The following is a 13057-nucleotide window of genomic DNA, read 5'->3' on the forward strand; positions in this document are numbered from 1 at the left end:
CGTGGGTGTTTGGCTTATTCGCCCCACACGTCCTTCAAGACGTTGACCCAGTTCTCGCCCATGATCTTGCGCACCACGCGTTCGCTGTGGCCGCGCTTGAGCAGGGTCTCGGTGAGGTTGGGGAACTCGCCCACGGTGCGGATGCCCAGCGGGTTGATGATCTTGCCGAAGCTGGTCAGGCGGCGGGCGTAGCCCTTGTCATGGGTCAGCATTTCGAAGAAATCCTGGCCATGACCCTGGGTGAAGTCGGTGCCGATGCCGATGGCGTCTTCGCCGACGATGTTCATGGTGTACTCGATGGCTTCGGCGTAGTCGTCGATGGTCGAATCGATACCCTTGGCCAGGAACGGCGCGAACATGGTCACGCCGACAAAGCCGCCGTGGTCGGCGATGAACTTCAGCTCTTCATCGGACTTGTTGCGCGGGTGTTCCTTGAGCCCGGAGGGCAGGCAGTGGGAGTAGCACACCGGTTTTTTCGATTCGAGGATGACTTCTTCGCTGGTCTTGGAGCCGACGTGGGACAGGTCGCACATGATGCCGACGCGGTTCATCTCGCCGACGATCTCGCGACCGAAGCCCGACAGCCCGCCGTCGCGTTCGTAGCAACCGGTGCCGACCAGGTTCTGGGTGTTGTAGCACATCTGCACCACACCGACGCCGAGCTGCTTGAAGATCTCGACGTAGCCGAGCTGGTCTTCAAACGCGTGGGCGTTCTGGAAGCCGAAGATGATGCCGGTCTTGCCCTGTTCCTTGGCCTTGCGGATGTCGGCGGTGGTTTTCACCGGGATCACCAGGTCGCTGTTCTCGCGGATCAGGGTCTGGCTGGCGACGATGTTATTGATCGTCGCCTGGAACCCTTCCCACACCGACACGGTGCAGTTGGCGGCGGTCAGGCCACCTTTGCGCATGTCCTCGAACAGCTCGCGGTTCCACTTGGCAATGATCAGCCCGTCGATAACGATGCTGTCGGCGTGTAATTGCGCTGGGCTCATCAGGCGTCCCCTTATTGGCGATTCGTGCGCCGAATCGTCTGCCGGCGCTTTGGGGCCAGCATATGCCGAGGGGCCGAGCGGACCGGGTGCAAAAACGACAGGGGAATTGCCGAAAGCGTCAATCCGCGACGAAGGTCGCTAAGACAGGTCTGTCTGGCGGCTGTTCTTTGTCTTACGCTTGGGCCAGAATTCCCGCATCAACCGATATGAGACGGCGCAATGAAATCGATTTTCCTGGCTTTGGCACTCATCGCAACCGGCGTCCACGCGGCCGAAGACACCGACAGCACGCCGTGCGACGGCATCGAAAACGACAAGCAAACCCTGGAATGCGCCACCTACAACAAAACCACCGCCGAGCAATTGCTCAAGGATAACTATCAAGGGTTGCTGGAGCGCATGGGTTCGACCTATGGCAGCAACAAGTCACAGCAGGCAGACATTACCGCTCGTCTGAAGGATGCCCAGCAGAAGTGGGAAAAATTACGCGACGCCGATTGCGCGGTGGACACCTTCCCGGCGGCGACCGGCACCAAGCCCTATGCGATCGCGCTGAACGATTGCCTGGCGCGGATGAGTGATGAGCGGTCGGAGTTTTTGGAGTCGATCGGCCAGGAGTGAAGCATTCCCGCGCATTGAACGCGGGAACGCTTCACAGGCGTCAGGCCACGAAGGGCGACTTGAACGGGCTTTTCGTCAATGGGCGGCTGGGCGCATAGCTGTAGCCCAGCGCGGCGATATCCATCACTTCACTGATCCGGCGGGTCCAGGGATTAATCACATCATCATAGTTGTGGCCCGGCGGACCGTCCTGCATGGGGCAATAGTGCGGGGCCAGGTCCGGCTCATCCAGGCGCTTCTGCGCCTGCCAGTCCGCCCAGATCTTGTCGATGAAACAGTGATGCAGGAAGAACACCGGGTCATCCGGTGAGGTCATGGGCAACATATTGCCGCCAATCCACAAATGCACACGGTTATGCAGCTGCGAACCGGAGGTTTTGACAGCAGGATCGCCGCGCTGGGTGATCCAGCCTTCCAGGCGGTTTCTGAAACCGCGGATGAAAGGGCTCGAGTTGTAATTGGGTTCGTCATACAGGCTTTCGTTCATCGCCACTCGCAGGTCGTCCTCGGTTGGCAGTGAGCTGATCACTTGCCCGAACTGGCGTTTGAGGCCTGGCCCGGGCAAACCCTCCTCGTCATAGGGCGGCACGGGCCAGTTCCCGTATTTGTGGGCAAAGACCCCATCCTGCACGCGAAACTGATCGGCTTGGTCGCCATCACCTCCCAGGAAACCCTGGCGCCAGACCGGCGATTGTTCAGGGGCGGCCGCATCCTGCGTCCAGTCCCAATAAGGCAACGTCACGCCGACGTTGATCGCTTGTAGATCCGCCTCGAACTGCATCAACATTTCACGGTGCCACGGCAGAAATGCCGGCCCCCGGTGAGCACCGTTACGGTAGTTGGGATCTTGGGGTTCGTTCGGGTAGACCGTGGCCTTCATGACGGCGTGATGCCAATGAACATACTTGTCGTAGACACCGGAACGCTTCATCGCCAATAACGTGTTGATAAACTCCAGTTGTTCCGTTGCGGTCAGTGCGCGAATTTCCTTGCGAATATTCATTGCATAACTCCCTTGTCGGAATAGCCATGGAACAGGCCGGAACCCTCGGCAGGCTCCTTCAGGGAATCTATGAGACCGGGCACGCAGCGGTCTACTGTCAAAAATAACAGGTCGAGCACGTTCCCGACGGGTGGACGGCGGCCGTCTCAGCCCTCGACCCTGATACTATTGCGGCCTCTCTTTTTTGCCCCAAGGCGACCCAATGACTCTCTGCGGCATCGAAATCAAAGGCAGCGAAGCCATCATCGCCGTTGCCTCCCTGAACAATCAGACGCTGACCCACGTCGCCCTGGCCACCAAGAAAATCGCCCTCGAAGACGACGATGAAGCGGCCAACGTCAAAGCCTTCGCCGCCCAGGTGAAGGCGTTCGTGCGGGACAACGCCATCGAACGCATCGCCATCAAAAAGCGCAGCAAAAAAGGCGAATTCGCCGGCGGCCCGACCACGTTCAAGATTGAAGGGGTGTTTCAACTGCTGGAGGGGGTTGAAGTGACGCTGCTGTCGCCGCAGACCATCAATGCGCAGAACAAGAAGCACAATTTCGATCTGCCGGCGACGCTGAACAAGTACCAGCATGAAGCCTTCAAGGCGGCGTGTTCGGCCCTGATAAAGCAATAAGCACACCGGCAATTCACTGTGGGAGGGGGCTTGCCCCCGATGGCGGTGTGTCAGCCACTCAGGTACCGCTGATCCACCGTCATCGGGGGCAAGCCCCCTCCCACATTTGATCTTGGTCGCTTACAGGTGAAGGGGTGTAGTACCAGCATGAAGCCTTCAAGGCAGCGTGTTCGGCCCTGATAAAGCAATAAGCACACCGACAATTCACTGTGGGAGGGGGCTTGCCCCCGATGGCGGTGTGTCAGCCACTCAGGTGCCGCTGATCCACCGTCATCGGGGGCAAGCCCCCTCCCACATTGGCTTTGTGGTGTGTTTAGCCGGGTGTACGGTGCTTGTGCAGCAGCCAGTCGCCGAAGGACTTGTCTTCCAGGGCATAACCGCCGCGGCTGGACTTCCATACCAGTTCCTTGTCACGCAGGGCATCGATACACGCCTGGATGGTCTGAGTGCCGGGCACCACGTCGCTGCCCATCTCCTCCAGCACCTTGCTGACCGCAGTGAGGGTGCTGTCGGTGAACGGGGCGAAGGGTTGATTGTGTTGCGAACGCTCCACCATCACTTGCAGCACGGCACGTTGCGCAAGGGTGAGGGCGTTCCAGGCGCTTTCGAATTCGTTCCAGACGCCAGCGCGCAGCACTTCCGCGCGGCTGTGCAGCAACTGGCCCAGGTTGCTCGCCTCGCCCAACTCCAGGGCCACTTCACCGATGATGGTGCGCAGCATCTCGGGGCGCCGGCCTACCAACTCAAATGCTTCGTCGATATCCGCCGCGTTGAATTGGTTGGTCTTGGCCAGGTGCGCGTTGAGATGCGCGGTGTAAGCCTGAGTGAACGCCTTACCCAGCAACGGAAACGGCGTGATGCTGGAGCCGAAAAACGGCTGGCTTTTGCCCAGCACCAAATGAGCGAGCTTGTCGCGGTTGGAGCCGGTGAACACCAGGTGTAAGCCACTGCCCTCGCCTTCGCGGCCCTGGTTGAGCTGGTCGCGTGCGGCCTTGAGGGCGAACATGGCGTTGATGCCCGCTTCGGTGGTGAGCGCGTGCTGGGCTTCATCAATCACCAGCACCACGGTTTTCTCGGCGGCGCGGTGAAGTAATTCCAGTGCTTGCGTAAGGGTCGCGCCCACGGGCAGTTGAGGCTTGGTGAAGTCCCAGGACAAGGTGCGCAGGAAGCTGAGTTTTTCGATGCCGATGTTCTTCGCCAGTTTGCGGATGCCCTTTTCGAAAGGCACCAACGCACCGGCAATGGCGCTGGAAATCAGCTCGGCGGGATCTTTCTCCTTGTCGGCCCACAGGTCCACATACACCGTCAGCCAACCCCGAGCCTGGCACTCGGGGAGAAGGTCTTCGCGCAGAAAAGTACTTTTGCCGGTACGACGCGGCGCCGCGAGAAACAGGCCAGAGGTGAAATCCTGGATACCCACGCCCACCAGGCCATCGGCAATACTGCTTGCCAGGGTGGGGCGGCGGAACACAAAACCGCTGGGCTTGGACATGCTTTTATACTCAATTATTGAACTAACTATAAATTATAGTCGTGAGTATAATTGACTATAATCGCCGGTCAAACCACCTCCCGTCGCCGATCCTCCCGCGGACACTTGGCAAATCGCGCCCGATAGCTGCGGGTGAAATACGACGGCGACTCAAAGCCGCAGGCAAGGCTCACCTCCAGCACGCTCATGTCGCTCTGGCGCAACAACTGCCGCGCTTTTTCCAGGCGCAGGCCGAGGTAGAAGTTGCTCGGCGTGTCGTTCAGATGCAGGCGAAACAGCCGCTCCAGCTGGCGCCGCGTGACTTTGATCGCCTCGGCCAGGGCCAGGGTGCTCAGCGGCGGTTCGGTGTGTTGTTCCATCTCGCCGATCACCTGCACCAACTTCTTGTTGTTGATGCCGTAGCGCGTGGCGATCTGCATGCGCTGGTGGTCTTTGCGCGGGCGGATGCGCCCGAGCACGAATTGCTCGGAGACCTGGATCGCCAGGTCGGGGCCGTGGGCCTGGGCGATCAGGTCGAGCATCAGGTCGATGGAAGCGGTGCCGCCGGCGCAGGTAATGCGGCGGCGGTCGATCTCGAACAGTTCCTGGGTCACGCTCAGGTGCGGATAGGCTTCCTTGAAGGCGTCGATGGCTTCCCAGTGCAGGGTCAGGCGGTGGCCGTCGAGCAGCCCGGCCTCGGCCAGGATGCAGGCGCCGGTGTCGATGGCGCCGAGGGTCACACCGTCATGGTCGAGGCGGCGCAGCCAATGTTCGAGGGCCGGGGTGGCGAATTCAAGCGGTTCGAAACCGGCGACCACCATCAGCGTCGCGCCTTTTTTCAGCGGCTCCAGCGCCGCGTCGGCGTTGACCGACATGCCATTGCTCGCCAGCACCGCGCCGCCGTCCGCGCTCAACACATGCCAGCGGTACAACTCGCCACGAAAGCGGTTGGCCACGCGCAGCGGTTCGAGCGCGGAGATAAAGCCGATGGCCGAGAACCCCGGCATCAGCAGAAAGTAGAAATCCTGGGACATGGTGCGCTCTCGTAGGACCGGCAGCGTGGTCACTGTGATACGCCAGTTCAACGGCCCATTCAAGAGCACAGGTCGCTGCAGTGCAAGAGCGGGTCGCCGCCGTGCGTTTTGTCGCCCCTCAAGCTGCGTAACGTGACCCCACGGCGCACAAAGACGCCGGCCCCCACAATAACGACCTGCCGAGGGAACCACCATGAACCGACTGATCAGCCGCTGCGTGCTCGCCTTCAGCGCCAGCGCCATCTTGAGTACCAGCGTCTTCGCGGCCGACGCGCCATCCTGCCAGAACGTGCGTATGGGCGTGGTGAACTGGACCGACGTGATCGCCACCAGCGCCATGACCCAAGTGTTGCTCGATGGCCTCGGCTACAAGACCAAACAGACCAGCGCGTCCCAGCAAATCATCTTCGCCGGCATCCGCGACCAGCGCCTGGACTTGTTCCTCGGCTACTGGAACCCGCTGATGACCCAGACCATCGCCCCGTTCGTCGACGCCAAGCAGGTCAAGGTCCTCGATAAACCGAGCCTGGAAGACGCGCGCGCGACCCTGGCGGTGCCGACTTATCTGGCCGACAAAGGCCTGAAAACCTTCGCCGACATCGCCAGGTTCGAGAAAGAACTGGGCGGCAAGCTCTACGGCATCGAGCCGGGCTCGGGCGCCAACACCCAGATCAAGGCGATGATCGCCAAGAACCAGTTCGGCCTGGGCAAATTCCAGCTGGTGGAGTCCAGCGAAGCGGGCATGCTCGCCGCCGTCGACCGCGCGGTGCGTCGCAAGGAAGCCGTGGTGTTCTTCGGCTGGGCGCCGCACCCGATGAACGTCAACATCGCGATGACCTACCTCACCGGCAGCGAAGACGCCCTGGGCCCGAACGAAGGCATGGCCACCGTGTGGAGCGTCACCTCGCCGACCTACGCCGAGCAGTGCCCCAACGTCCACAAGCTGCTGACCAACCTGACCTTCACCGCCGCCGACGAGAGCCGAATGATGCAGCCGTTGCTGGAACACAAGGACGCCTTCGAGTCCGCCAAGCAGTGGCTCAAGGATCACCCGCAAGACCAGGCGCGCTGGCTCGAAGGCGTGACCACCTTCGACGGAAAACCCGCCGCCGCCAACCTGCAACTGACCAGCAAATAACGGTATTCGACGCACCGTTTCGCGGTCGTGCCTGACCGCGAACGGCCTCGCTACGCCTTGAAATCACGCCTGTAAGGAACCTGCCCCATGAACCACGACGTCATCATCACCTGCGCACTCACCGGTGCTGGCGACACGAGCGCCAGAAGCCCCCATGTACCGGTCACCCCCAAACAAATCGCTGCCGCCGCCGTGGAAGCCGCCAAGGCCGGCGCCACTGTCGTTCACTGCCATGTGCGCAACCCCGAGACCGGCAAGTTCAGCCGCGACGTCGCCTTGTACCGCGAAGTGATGGAGCGTATCCGTGAGGCCGACATCGACATCATCGTCAACCTCACCGCCGGCATGGGCGGCGACCTGGAGATCGGCGGCGGCGAGACGCCCATGGCATTCGGCCCCAACACCGACCTGGTCGGCCCGCTGACGCGCCTGGCCCATGTGGAAGCGCTGTTGCCGGAAATCTGCACGCTCGACTGCGGCACGCTGAACTTCGGCGATGGCGACACCATTTACGTGTCCACCCCGGCGCAACTGCGGGCCGGCGCCAAACGTATCCAGGCACTTGGCGTAAAAGCCGAGCTGGAAATCTTCGACACCGGCCACCTGTGGTTCGCCAAGCAGATGATCAAGGAAGGCCTGCTCGACGACCCGCTGTTCCAACTGTGCCTGGGCATCCCGTGGGGCGCGCCGGCCGACACCACCACCATGAAAGCCATGGTCGACAACCTGCCTGCCGACGCGGTGTGGGCCGGCTTCGGCATCGGCCGCATGCAAATGCCGATGGCGGCGCAGGCGGTGCTGCTCGGCGGCAACGTGCGGGTCGGGCTGGAAGACAACCTGTGGCTGGACAAAGGCGTGCTGGCCACCAACGGTCAACTGGTGGAACGCGCCAGTGAAATCCTCAGCCGCCTGGGCGCGCGGGTCATGACCCCGGCCGAAGGGCGCCTGAAAATGGGCCTCAAAAAACGCAGCTAACCCCCCTGCCCAAACCGGATCAAAACCTGTGGGAGGGGGCTTGCCCCCTCCCACAGGGGAACATCACCTTATTCAGGAATGTCGCCATGCGTTTTATTACAGATATCAAAACCTTCGCCGCCCTCGGCAGCGGTGTGATCGGCAGCGGTTGGGTGTCCCGCGCCCTGGCCAACGGCCTCAATGTGGTGGCCTGGGACCCGGCGCCCGGTGCCGAAGCCGCGCTGCGCCAACGCGTCGCCAATGCCTGGGGCGCCCTGGAGAAACAAGGCCTGGCCCCCGGCGCATCGCAGGACCGCCTGCGTTTTGTCGCCACGATCGAGGCGTGCGTGAAAGACGCCGACTTCATCCAGGAAAGCGCCCCGGAACGCCTGGAGCTGAAACTGGAGCTGCACAGCAAGATCAGCGCGGCCGCCAAGCCGAATGCGTTGATCGGCTCCAGTACCTCGGGCCTGTTGCCCAGCGAATTCTATGAAGGCTCGACCCACCCTGAACGCTGCGTCGTCGGTCACCCGTTCAACCCGGTGTACCTGCTGCCGCTGGTGGAAGTGGTGGGCGGCAAACACACCGCGCCCGAGGCGATCCAGGCGGCGATCCAGGTGTATGAATCCCTCGGCATGCGCCCGTTGCATGTGCGCAAGGAAGTCCCCGGTTTTATCGCCGATCGCCTGCTCGAAGCCCTGTGGCGTGAGGCGCTGCACCTGGTCAACGATGGCGTTGCCACTACCGGCGAGATCGACGACGCAATCCGTTTTGGCGCCGGCTTGCGCTGGTCGTTCATGGGCACGTTCCTGACCTACACCCTGGCCGGCGGCGATGCCGGGATGCGGCACTTCATGGCACAGTTCGGCCCGGCGTTGCAGTTGCCGTGGACCCACCTGCCGGCGCCGGAGCTGACCGACAAGTTGATCGACGATGTGGTCGACGGCACCCGCGAGCAGTTGGGTAACCACAGCATTTCGGCGCTGGAGCGCTATCGTGATGATTGTCTGTTGGCGGTGCTGGAAGCGGTGAAGACCACTAAAGCCAAGCACGGCATGACCTTCGCCGAATAAGGAAACCCCCAGCATGCCGGCACTGACCACCTACACCACCCAGGTCCACCCCGACTGGGTGGATTACAACGGCCACCTGCGCGACGCGTTCTACCTGCTGATCTTCAGCTACGCCACCGACGCGTTGATGGACACCCTCGGCCTGGACAGCGAAAACCGCGCCGCCAGCGGCCATTCGCTGTTCACCCTGGAGCTGCACCTGAACTACCTGCACGAAGTGAAACTCGGCGCCGACGTGGAGGTGCGTACCCAACTGATCGCCCACGATGCCAAGCGCCTGCACCTCTATCACAGCCTGCACCTGGTGAGCGACGACAAGGAACTGGCGGGCAACGAACAGATGCTGCTGCACGTCGACCTCGCCGGGCCGCGCTCGACGCCGTTCACCGAGGCGACACTGGAACGCCTCGCGGCCATCCGCGCCACGCAAGTCGACCTGCCCACTCCCGCCCTCCTCGGCCGCGTCATTGGCCTGCCCGCGCCAAATGGCCCGAAAACGACCTGTTCATAGCCATCCGAGCCATTCGTGCATTCTGCCCTTGCCGACCGCCTGGTCGGCTACCAGAATCCAAATCGATCCCCCCGCTCCCTTCACCAGGATAAACGTCATGATGCATGCGGATTTGATTGACCAGGATGACCTGCTGAGCAAACTGCGCTCGCTCGGTTTCGAGGTATCCAGCGGCGCCAGCGCCGAGCAGGCCTGTGAATGTGCGGTACGCGGTTTGAGCGAAGCGCGGGCCAAGGCGCTCAAGGGCATGGTCGAGCAGATGTACAGCGGCAGTGCGACGATTCTGCCGGCGGTGCGGCAGGCGATCGATAAGCAGTTATTGCCGGCGCTGATGCAGTTCAAACAGAACTCCGGCGTCTGACAGACCGCTATCGGGGGCAAGCCCCCTCCCACATTTGACTGTATTCACAATTCGAGTGTGGGAGGGGGCTTGCCCCCGATGCAGGCGACTCGGTCTAGAGCCTCACACTGGCAAACGTCGACTCATTGCGCGCCTGGCTCAACGCCGACATCGGCCCCGACAACGGGGACAACACCAACGCCGGCGGAATCGGCATCATCGCCACCTGCTGGGTGGTGTTGGAACCGACGCGCTCATCCCGTGGCGGAATACCGAAGTATTCGCGGTAGCACTTGGAGAAGTGCGGCGTGGACACGAACCCGCACACCGACGCCACTTCGATGATCGACATCGGCGTTTGCTTGAGCAACTGCCGTGCGCGAATCAGGCGCAGCTTGAGGTAGTAGCGCGACGGCGAGCAGTGCAGGTATTTCTGGAACAGCCGCTCCAGCTGGCGCCGCGACACGGCGACGTACACCGCCAGCTCATCCAGGTCGATCGGTTCTTCGAGGTTGGCTTCCATCAGCGCGACGATTTCCTGCAACTTCGGCTGGTTGGTGCCGAGCATGTGCTTGAGCGGCACACGCTGGTGATCCTGTTCGTTGCGGATGCGCTCGTACACGAACATCTCAGAGATCGCCGCCGACAGTTCACGGCCGTGGTCGCGGCTGATCAGGTGCAGCATCATGTCCAGCGGCGCGGTGCCGCCGGAGCTGGTGAAGCGGTTGCGGTCGAGGGTGAACAGCCGGGTGCTCATCGACACGCGCGGGAAGGCTTCCTGCATCGACGCCAGGCATTCCCAGTGCACGCTGCAATCGAACCCATCGAGCAGCCCGGCGCAGGCCAGGGCCCAACTGCCGGTACACACCGCGCCGAGGCGACGGGACTGGCGCGCCTGGCTTTGCAGCCACGACACATGTTCACGGGTGACGGTGCGCTGGATACCCACGCCGCCGCACACGATGACGGTGTCCAGGGCCGGGGCTTTGTGCATGGCGGCATCGGGGGTGATTTGCAGACCGTCGCTGGCCCACACCTGGTTGCCGTCGACACTCAGGGTTGTCCAGCGATACAACTCGCGCCCGGACAACTGGTTGGCCATGCGCAGCGGTTCCACTGCCGAAGCCAGGGAAATCAGCGTGAAATTGTCCAGCAGCAGAAAGCCGATGGATTGAGGCGCACGGTTCTGGGGTTGGGCCCCGGAGTTGAACGACGTCATCGCGGTATCTCCTCACACAAAGCGGGTGATGGCCTCAGGCGAGGCTCTTGTTATTGCGCTCGTCTCTGATGCAGAGAGAGGCGTTGAGTTGATAGAGCAATTGCCATGCCTAAATTTGAATGGCCATTCAATAACTCCTGAAAACGACCTCTTGATGTGTCTAGACAAGCCCCTGTACGAAGTGCGGAATATGCCCCGAATCGGCGGCGCAAGCGGCCCCGTTCAAGGGCTGTGAGCAGATCGGTAGCACTTGTGGGTAGGCGCTTTGAGGGCGAAGCAAGCGTCTGTCACCGCAGGCACGGGTGACGGGTGGTCTGAGGGGAAATCGTTTGGGGGCTACTTATCTGTTTGCGACGCGCTAAAAGGTGGCGCTTTTGGTTCTGGTGTTCACTTTATGAGCAGGGTTGTTTGGACTGGCGCTATCGGGGGCAAGTCGAATCGTCGCACCGCCCCTCCCACATCTGAAATGCGTTCCCCTGTGGGAGGGGGCTTGCCCCCGATAGCGGCGACGCGGTCTCAACACTCAACCGCACTGACCGCCAACCCACCCCGCGACGTCTCTTTGTACTTGTCATGCATATCCGCCCCGGTATCGCGCATGGTGCGGATCACCCGGTCGAGGGAGATAAAGTGCTGGCCGTCGCCGCGCAGGGCCATCTGCGCGGCGTTGATCGCCTTCACCGCGGCAATCGCGTTGCGCTCGATACACGGCACTTGTACCAGGCCGCCCACCGGGTCGCAGGTCAGGCCGAGGTTGTGTTCCAGGCCGATTTCGGCAGCGTTGCACAGTTGCTCCGGGGTGGCGCCGAGGATCTCCGCCAACCCCGCCGCCGCCATGGCGCAGGCTGAGCCGACCTCGCCCTGGCAGCCGACTTCGGCGCCGGAGATCGAGGCGTTCTTCTTGCACAGAATGCCCACCGCCGCCGCGCTGAGCAGGTAGTCGACCACGTTGGCTTCGGTGACGTCGTCGCTGAACTTCATAAAGTAGTGCAGCACCGCCGGGATGATCCCCGCCGCGCCATTGGTCGGCGCGGTGACCATGCGCCCGCCGGCGGCGTTTTCTTCGTTGACCGCGAGGGCGAACAGGTTGACCCACTCCATCGCGCTCAAGGTCGAGCCGATCACGTTGGGCTTGCTCAACTCCAGCAAACTGCGGTGCAACTTGGCGGCGCGACGGCGCACATTCAGGCCGCCGGGCAGGATGCCTTCGTGCTTGAGGCCCTGCTCGACGCACGCCTGCATGGCGCGCCAGAGCGTCATCAGGCCGCTGCGGATTTCATCTTCGGAGCGCCAGACTTTTTCGTTGGCCAGCATCAGCTCGGCGACGCGCAGGTTGTGGCTCTTGCACAGCTGCAGCAGCTCCACCGCGCTGGAGAATTCATAGGGCAATGCGCTGCGGTCCATATCCGCCACGCCGCTTTGCGCCTGGGCTTCATCCACCACAAAGCCGCCGCCGACGGAGTAGTAGGTGTCGCGGTGCAACTCGCCGTCAGCACCGAACACCACCAGGGTCATGGCATTGGGGTGGAACGGTAGGTTTTCGTCGAGCAGGCGCATGTCCCGCGCCCACACGAAAGGCACCGGTAAACGCCCGTCCAGCAGCAGCGTGTCGGTCTCGCGCAGGGTGTGGATACGCAGGCCGATCTGCGCCGGATCGATTGCGTCCGGCCACTCGCCCATCAGGCCCATGATGGTTGCGGTGTCGCTGCCGTGGCCGATGCCGGTGGCCGACAATGAGCCGTAGAGCTGAACTTCGACGCGCCGCACCTGTTCCAACCATTCACGTTCACGCAACCGTTGAACGAACAACGCTGCGGCGCGCATGGGGCCGACGGTGTGAGAACTCGAAGGCCCGATGCCGATCTTGAACAGGTCGAAAACACTGATAGCCATTGCCGTGGAACTCCTCGATAAGCACAGGCCAGGCTTGAACGAGGTGCTACGCTCAGATCGCCCAGATGGCGGCATCATCAGGCTTTTATCTGCCATCACGGCGTCTCACACCGACGCAACCATGCTCATCAGCGTCGCTCACGAGCAAGGGCTTGTTTTGGGCGTTTTTAGCGGTGCAGATGGGTAAAA

The 13057-nt window shown here is 62.1% G+C and carries 13 protein-coding genes; 7 read left to right on the forward strand and 6 right to left on the reverse strand.

The genetic code is table 11. The features are described from left to right. Positions 1-14: 14 nt before the first annotated feature. The gene (locus tag LQ249_RS28940; RefSeq protein ID WP_017849539.1) at positions 15-992 is read right to left on the reverse strand and encodes a dipeptidase; all 978 of its coding nucleotides are present in this window, start codon (positions 990-992) and stop codon (positions 15-17) included. A gap of 219 nt (positions 993-1211) precedes the next feature. Here LQ249_RS28940 and LQ249_RS28945 point away from each other — a divergent pair, with 219 nt between their 5' ends. Continuing rightward, positions 1212-1613, forward strand: coding sequence for a lysozyme inhibitor LprI family protein (locus LQ249_RS28945; protein WP_232566064.1), 402 nt, complete (start codon positions 1212-1214; stop codon positions 1611-1613). Positions 1614-1653: 40 nt separating this feature from the next. Here the strand turns inward: LQ249_RS28945 and LQ249_RS28950 are convergent, their stop codons facing one another. Further along, on the reverse strand, positions 1654-2616 hold the full coding sequence (locus LQ249_RS28950) for a tyrosinase family protein (RefSeq protein ID WP_232566065.1): 963 nt from the start codon (positions 2614-2616) through the stop codon (positions 1654-1656). A 202-nt stretch (positions 2617-2818) separates the two neighbouring features. Between LQ249_RS28950 and LQ249_RS28955 the strand changes: the two genes are divergently transcribed. Continuing rightward, a complete protein-coding gene (locus LQ249_RS28955; protein WP_108524915.1) occupies positions 2819-3235 on the forward strand; it encodes a DUF3010 family protein in 417 nt (138 codons plus the stop codon). 313 nt (positions 3236-3548) lie between these two features. Here LQ249_RS28955 and LQ249_RS28960 read toward each other — a convergent pair whose 3' ends face one another. Further along, on the reverse strand, positions 3549-4727 hold the full coding sequence (locus LQ249_RS28960; protein WP_169863674.1) for an AAA family ATPase: 1179 nt from the start codon (positions 4725-4727) through the stop codon (positions 3549-3551). A 68-nt stretch (positions 4728-4795) separates the two neighbouring features. Next, positions 4796-5740 (reverse strand): GlxA family transcriptional regulator, encoded by a 945-nt coding sequence (locus LQ249_RS28965; RefSeq protein ID WP_017844925.1) that lies wholly within the window; start codon positions 5738-5740, stop codon positions 4796-4798. Positions 5741-5933: 193 nt separating this feature from the next. On the opposite strand from LQ249_RS28965, the gene LQ249_RS28970 reads away from it, so the two are divergent. From LQ249_RS28970 to LQ249_RS28990, 5 genes are all read left to right on the forward strand, one after another. Further along, complete coding sequence (locus tag LQ249_RS28970; protein WP_017844926.1) at positions 5934-6878, forward strand: choline ABC transporter substrate-binding protein; 945 nt, start codon at positions 5934-5936, stop codon at positions 6876-6878. A gap of 87 nt (positions 6879-6965) precedes the next feature. Further along, the gene (locus LQ249_RS28975; protein ID WP_108524913.1) at positions 6966-7853 is read left to right on the forward strand and encodes a 3-keto-5-aminohexanoate cleavage protein; all 888 of its coding nucleotides are present in this window, start codon (positions 6966-6968) and stop codon (positions 7851-7853) included. An 86-nt stretch (positions 7854-7939) separates the two neighbouring features. Then, positions 7940-8905 carry an L-carnitine dehydrogenase gene (locus LQ249_RS28980; RefSeq protein WP_232566066.1) on the forward strand — a complete coding sequence of 322 codons (966 nt, stop codon included), beginning with the start codon at positions 7940-7942 and terminating at the stop codon, positions 8903-8905. 13 nt (positions 8906-8918) lie between these two features. Next, on the forward strand, positions 8919-9416 hold the full coding sequence (locus LQ249_RS28985; protein ID WP_108524909.1) for a thioesterase family protein: 498 nt from the start codon (positions 8919-8921) through the stop codon (positions 9414-9416). A 97-nt stretch (positions 9417-9513) separates the two neighbouring features. Further along, positions 9514-9777: a hypothetical protein gene (locus LQ249_RS28990; protein ID WP_108524907.1), complete on the forward strand. Its 264-nt coding sequence runs from the start codon at positions 9514-9516 to the stop codon at positions 9775-9777. 94 nt (positions 9778-9871) lie between these two features. On the opposite strand, the gene LQ249_RS28995 is transcribed toward LQ249_RS28990, so the two are convergent. Together LQ249_RS28995 and LQ249_RS29000 are read right to left on the reverse strand one after the other, a co-directional pair. Then, complete coding sequence (locus LQ249_RS28995) at positions 9872-10975, reverse strand: GlxA family transcriptional regulator (RefSeq protein ID WP_017844931.1); 1104 nt, start codon at positions 10973-10975, stop codon at positions 9872-9874. A gap of 516 nt (positions 10976-11491) precedes the next feature. Beyond that, the gene (locus LQ249_RS29000; RefSeq protein WP_017844932.1) at positions 11492-12868 is read right to left on the reverse strand and encodes an L-serine ammonia-lyase; all 1377 of its coding nucleotides are present in this window, start codon (positions 12866-12868) and stop codon (positions 11492-11494) included. Between the last annotated feature and the right edge of the window lie 189 nt (positions 12869-13057).

Source organism: Pseudomonas sp. 7-41, assembly GCF_021233075.1.
GTDB classification, from domain to species: Bacteria; Pseudomonadota; Gammaproteobacteria; order Pseudomonadales; family Pseudomonadaceae; genus Aquipseudomonas; species Aquipseudomonas veronii.

Coding starts and splice junctions, on each gene's coding strand:
- LQ249_RS28940 (WP_017849539.1), bottom strand. CDS start 992: ATGAGCCCAGCGCAATTACACGCCGACAGCATCGTTATCGACGGGCTG.
- LQ249_RS28945 (WP_232566064.1), top strand. CDS start 1,212: ATGAAATCGATTTTCCTGGCTTTGGCACTCATCGCAACCGGCGTCCAC.
- LQ249_RS28950 (WP_232566065.1), bottom strand. CDS start 2,616: ATGAATATTCGCAAGGAAATTCGCGCACTGACCGCAACGGAACAACTG.
- LQ249_RS28955 (WP_108524915.1), top strand. CDS start 2,819: ATGACTCTCTGCGGCATCGAAATCAAAGGCAGCGAAGCCATCATCGCC.
- LQ249_RS28960 (WP_169863674.1), bottom strand. CDS start 4,727: ATGTCCAAGCCCAGCGGTTTTGTGTTCCGCCGCCCCACCCTGGCAAGC.
- LQ249_RS28965 (WP_017844925.1), bottom strand. CDS start 5,740: ATGTCCCAGGATTTCTACTTTCTGCTGATGCCGGGGTTCTCGGCCATC.
- LQ249_RS28970 (WP_017844926.1), top strand. CDS start 5,934: ATGAACCGACTGATCAGCCGCTGCGTGCTCGCCTTCAGCGCCAGCGCC.
- LQ249_RS28975 (WP_108524913.1), top strand. CDS start 6,966: ATGAACCACGACGTCATCATCACCTGCGCACTCACCGGTGCTGGCGAC.
- LQ249_RS28980 (WP_232566066.1), top strand. CDS start 7,940: ATGCGTTTTATTACAGATATCAAAACCTTCGCCGCCCTCGGCAGCGGT.
- LQ249_RS28985 (WP_108524909.1), top strand. CDS start 8,919: ATGCCGGCACTGACCACCTACACCACCCAGGTCCACCCCGACTGGGTG.
- LQ249_RS28990 (WP_108524907.1), top strand. CDS start 9,514: ATGATGCATGCGGATTTGATTGACCAGGATGACCTGCTGAGCAAACTG.
- LQ249_RS28995 (WP_017844931.1), bottom strand. CDS start 10,975: ATGACGTCGTTCAACTCCGGGGCCCAACCCCAGAACCGTGCGCCTCAA.
- LQ249_RS29000 (WP_017844932.1), bottom strand. CDS start 12,868: ATGGCTATCAGTGTTTTCGACCTGTTCAAGATCGGCATCGGGCCTTCG.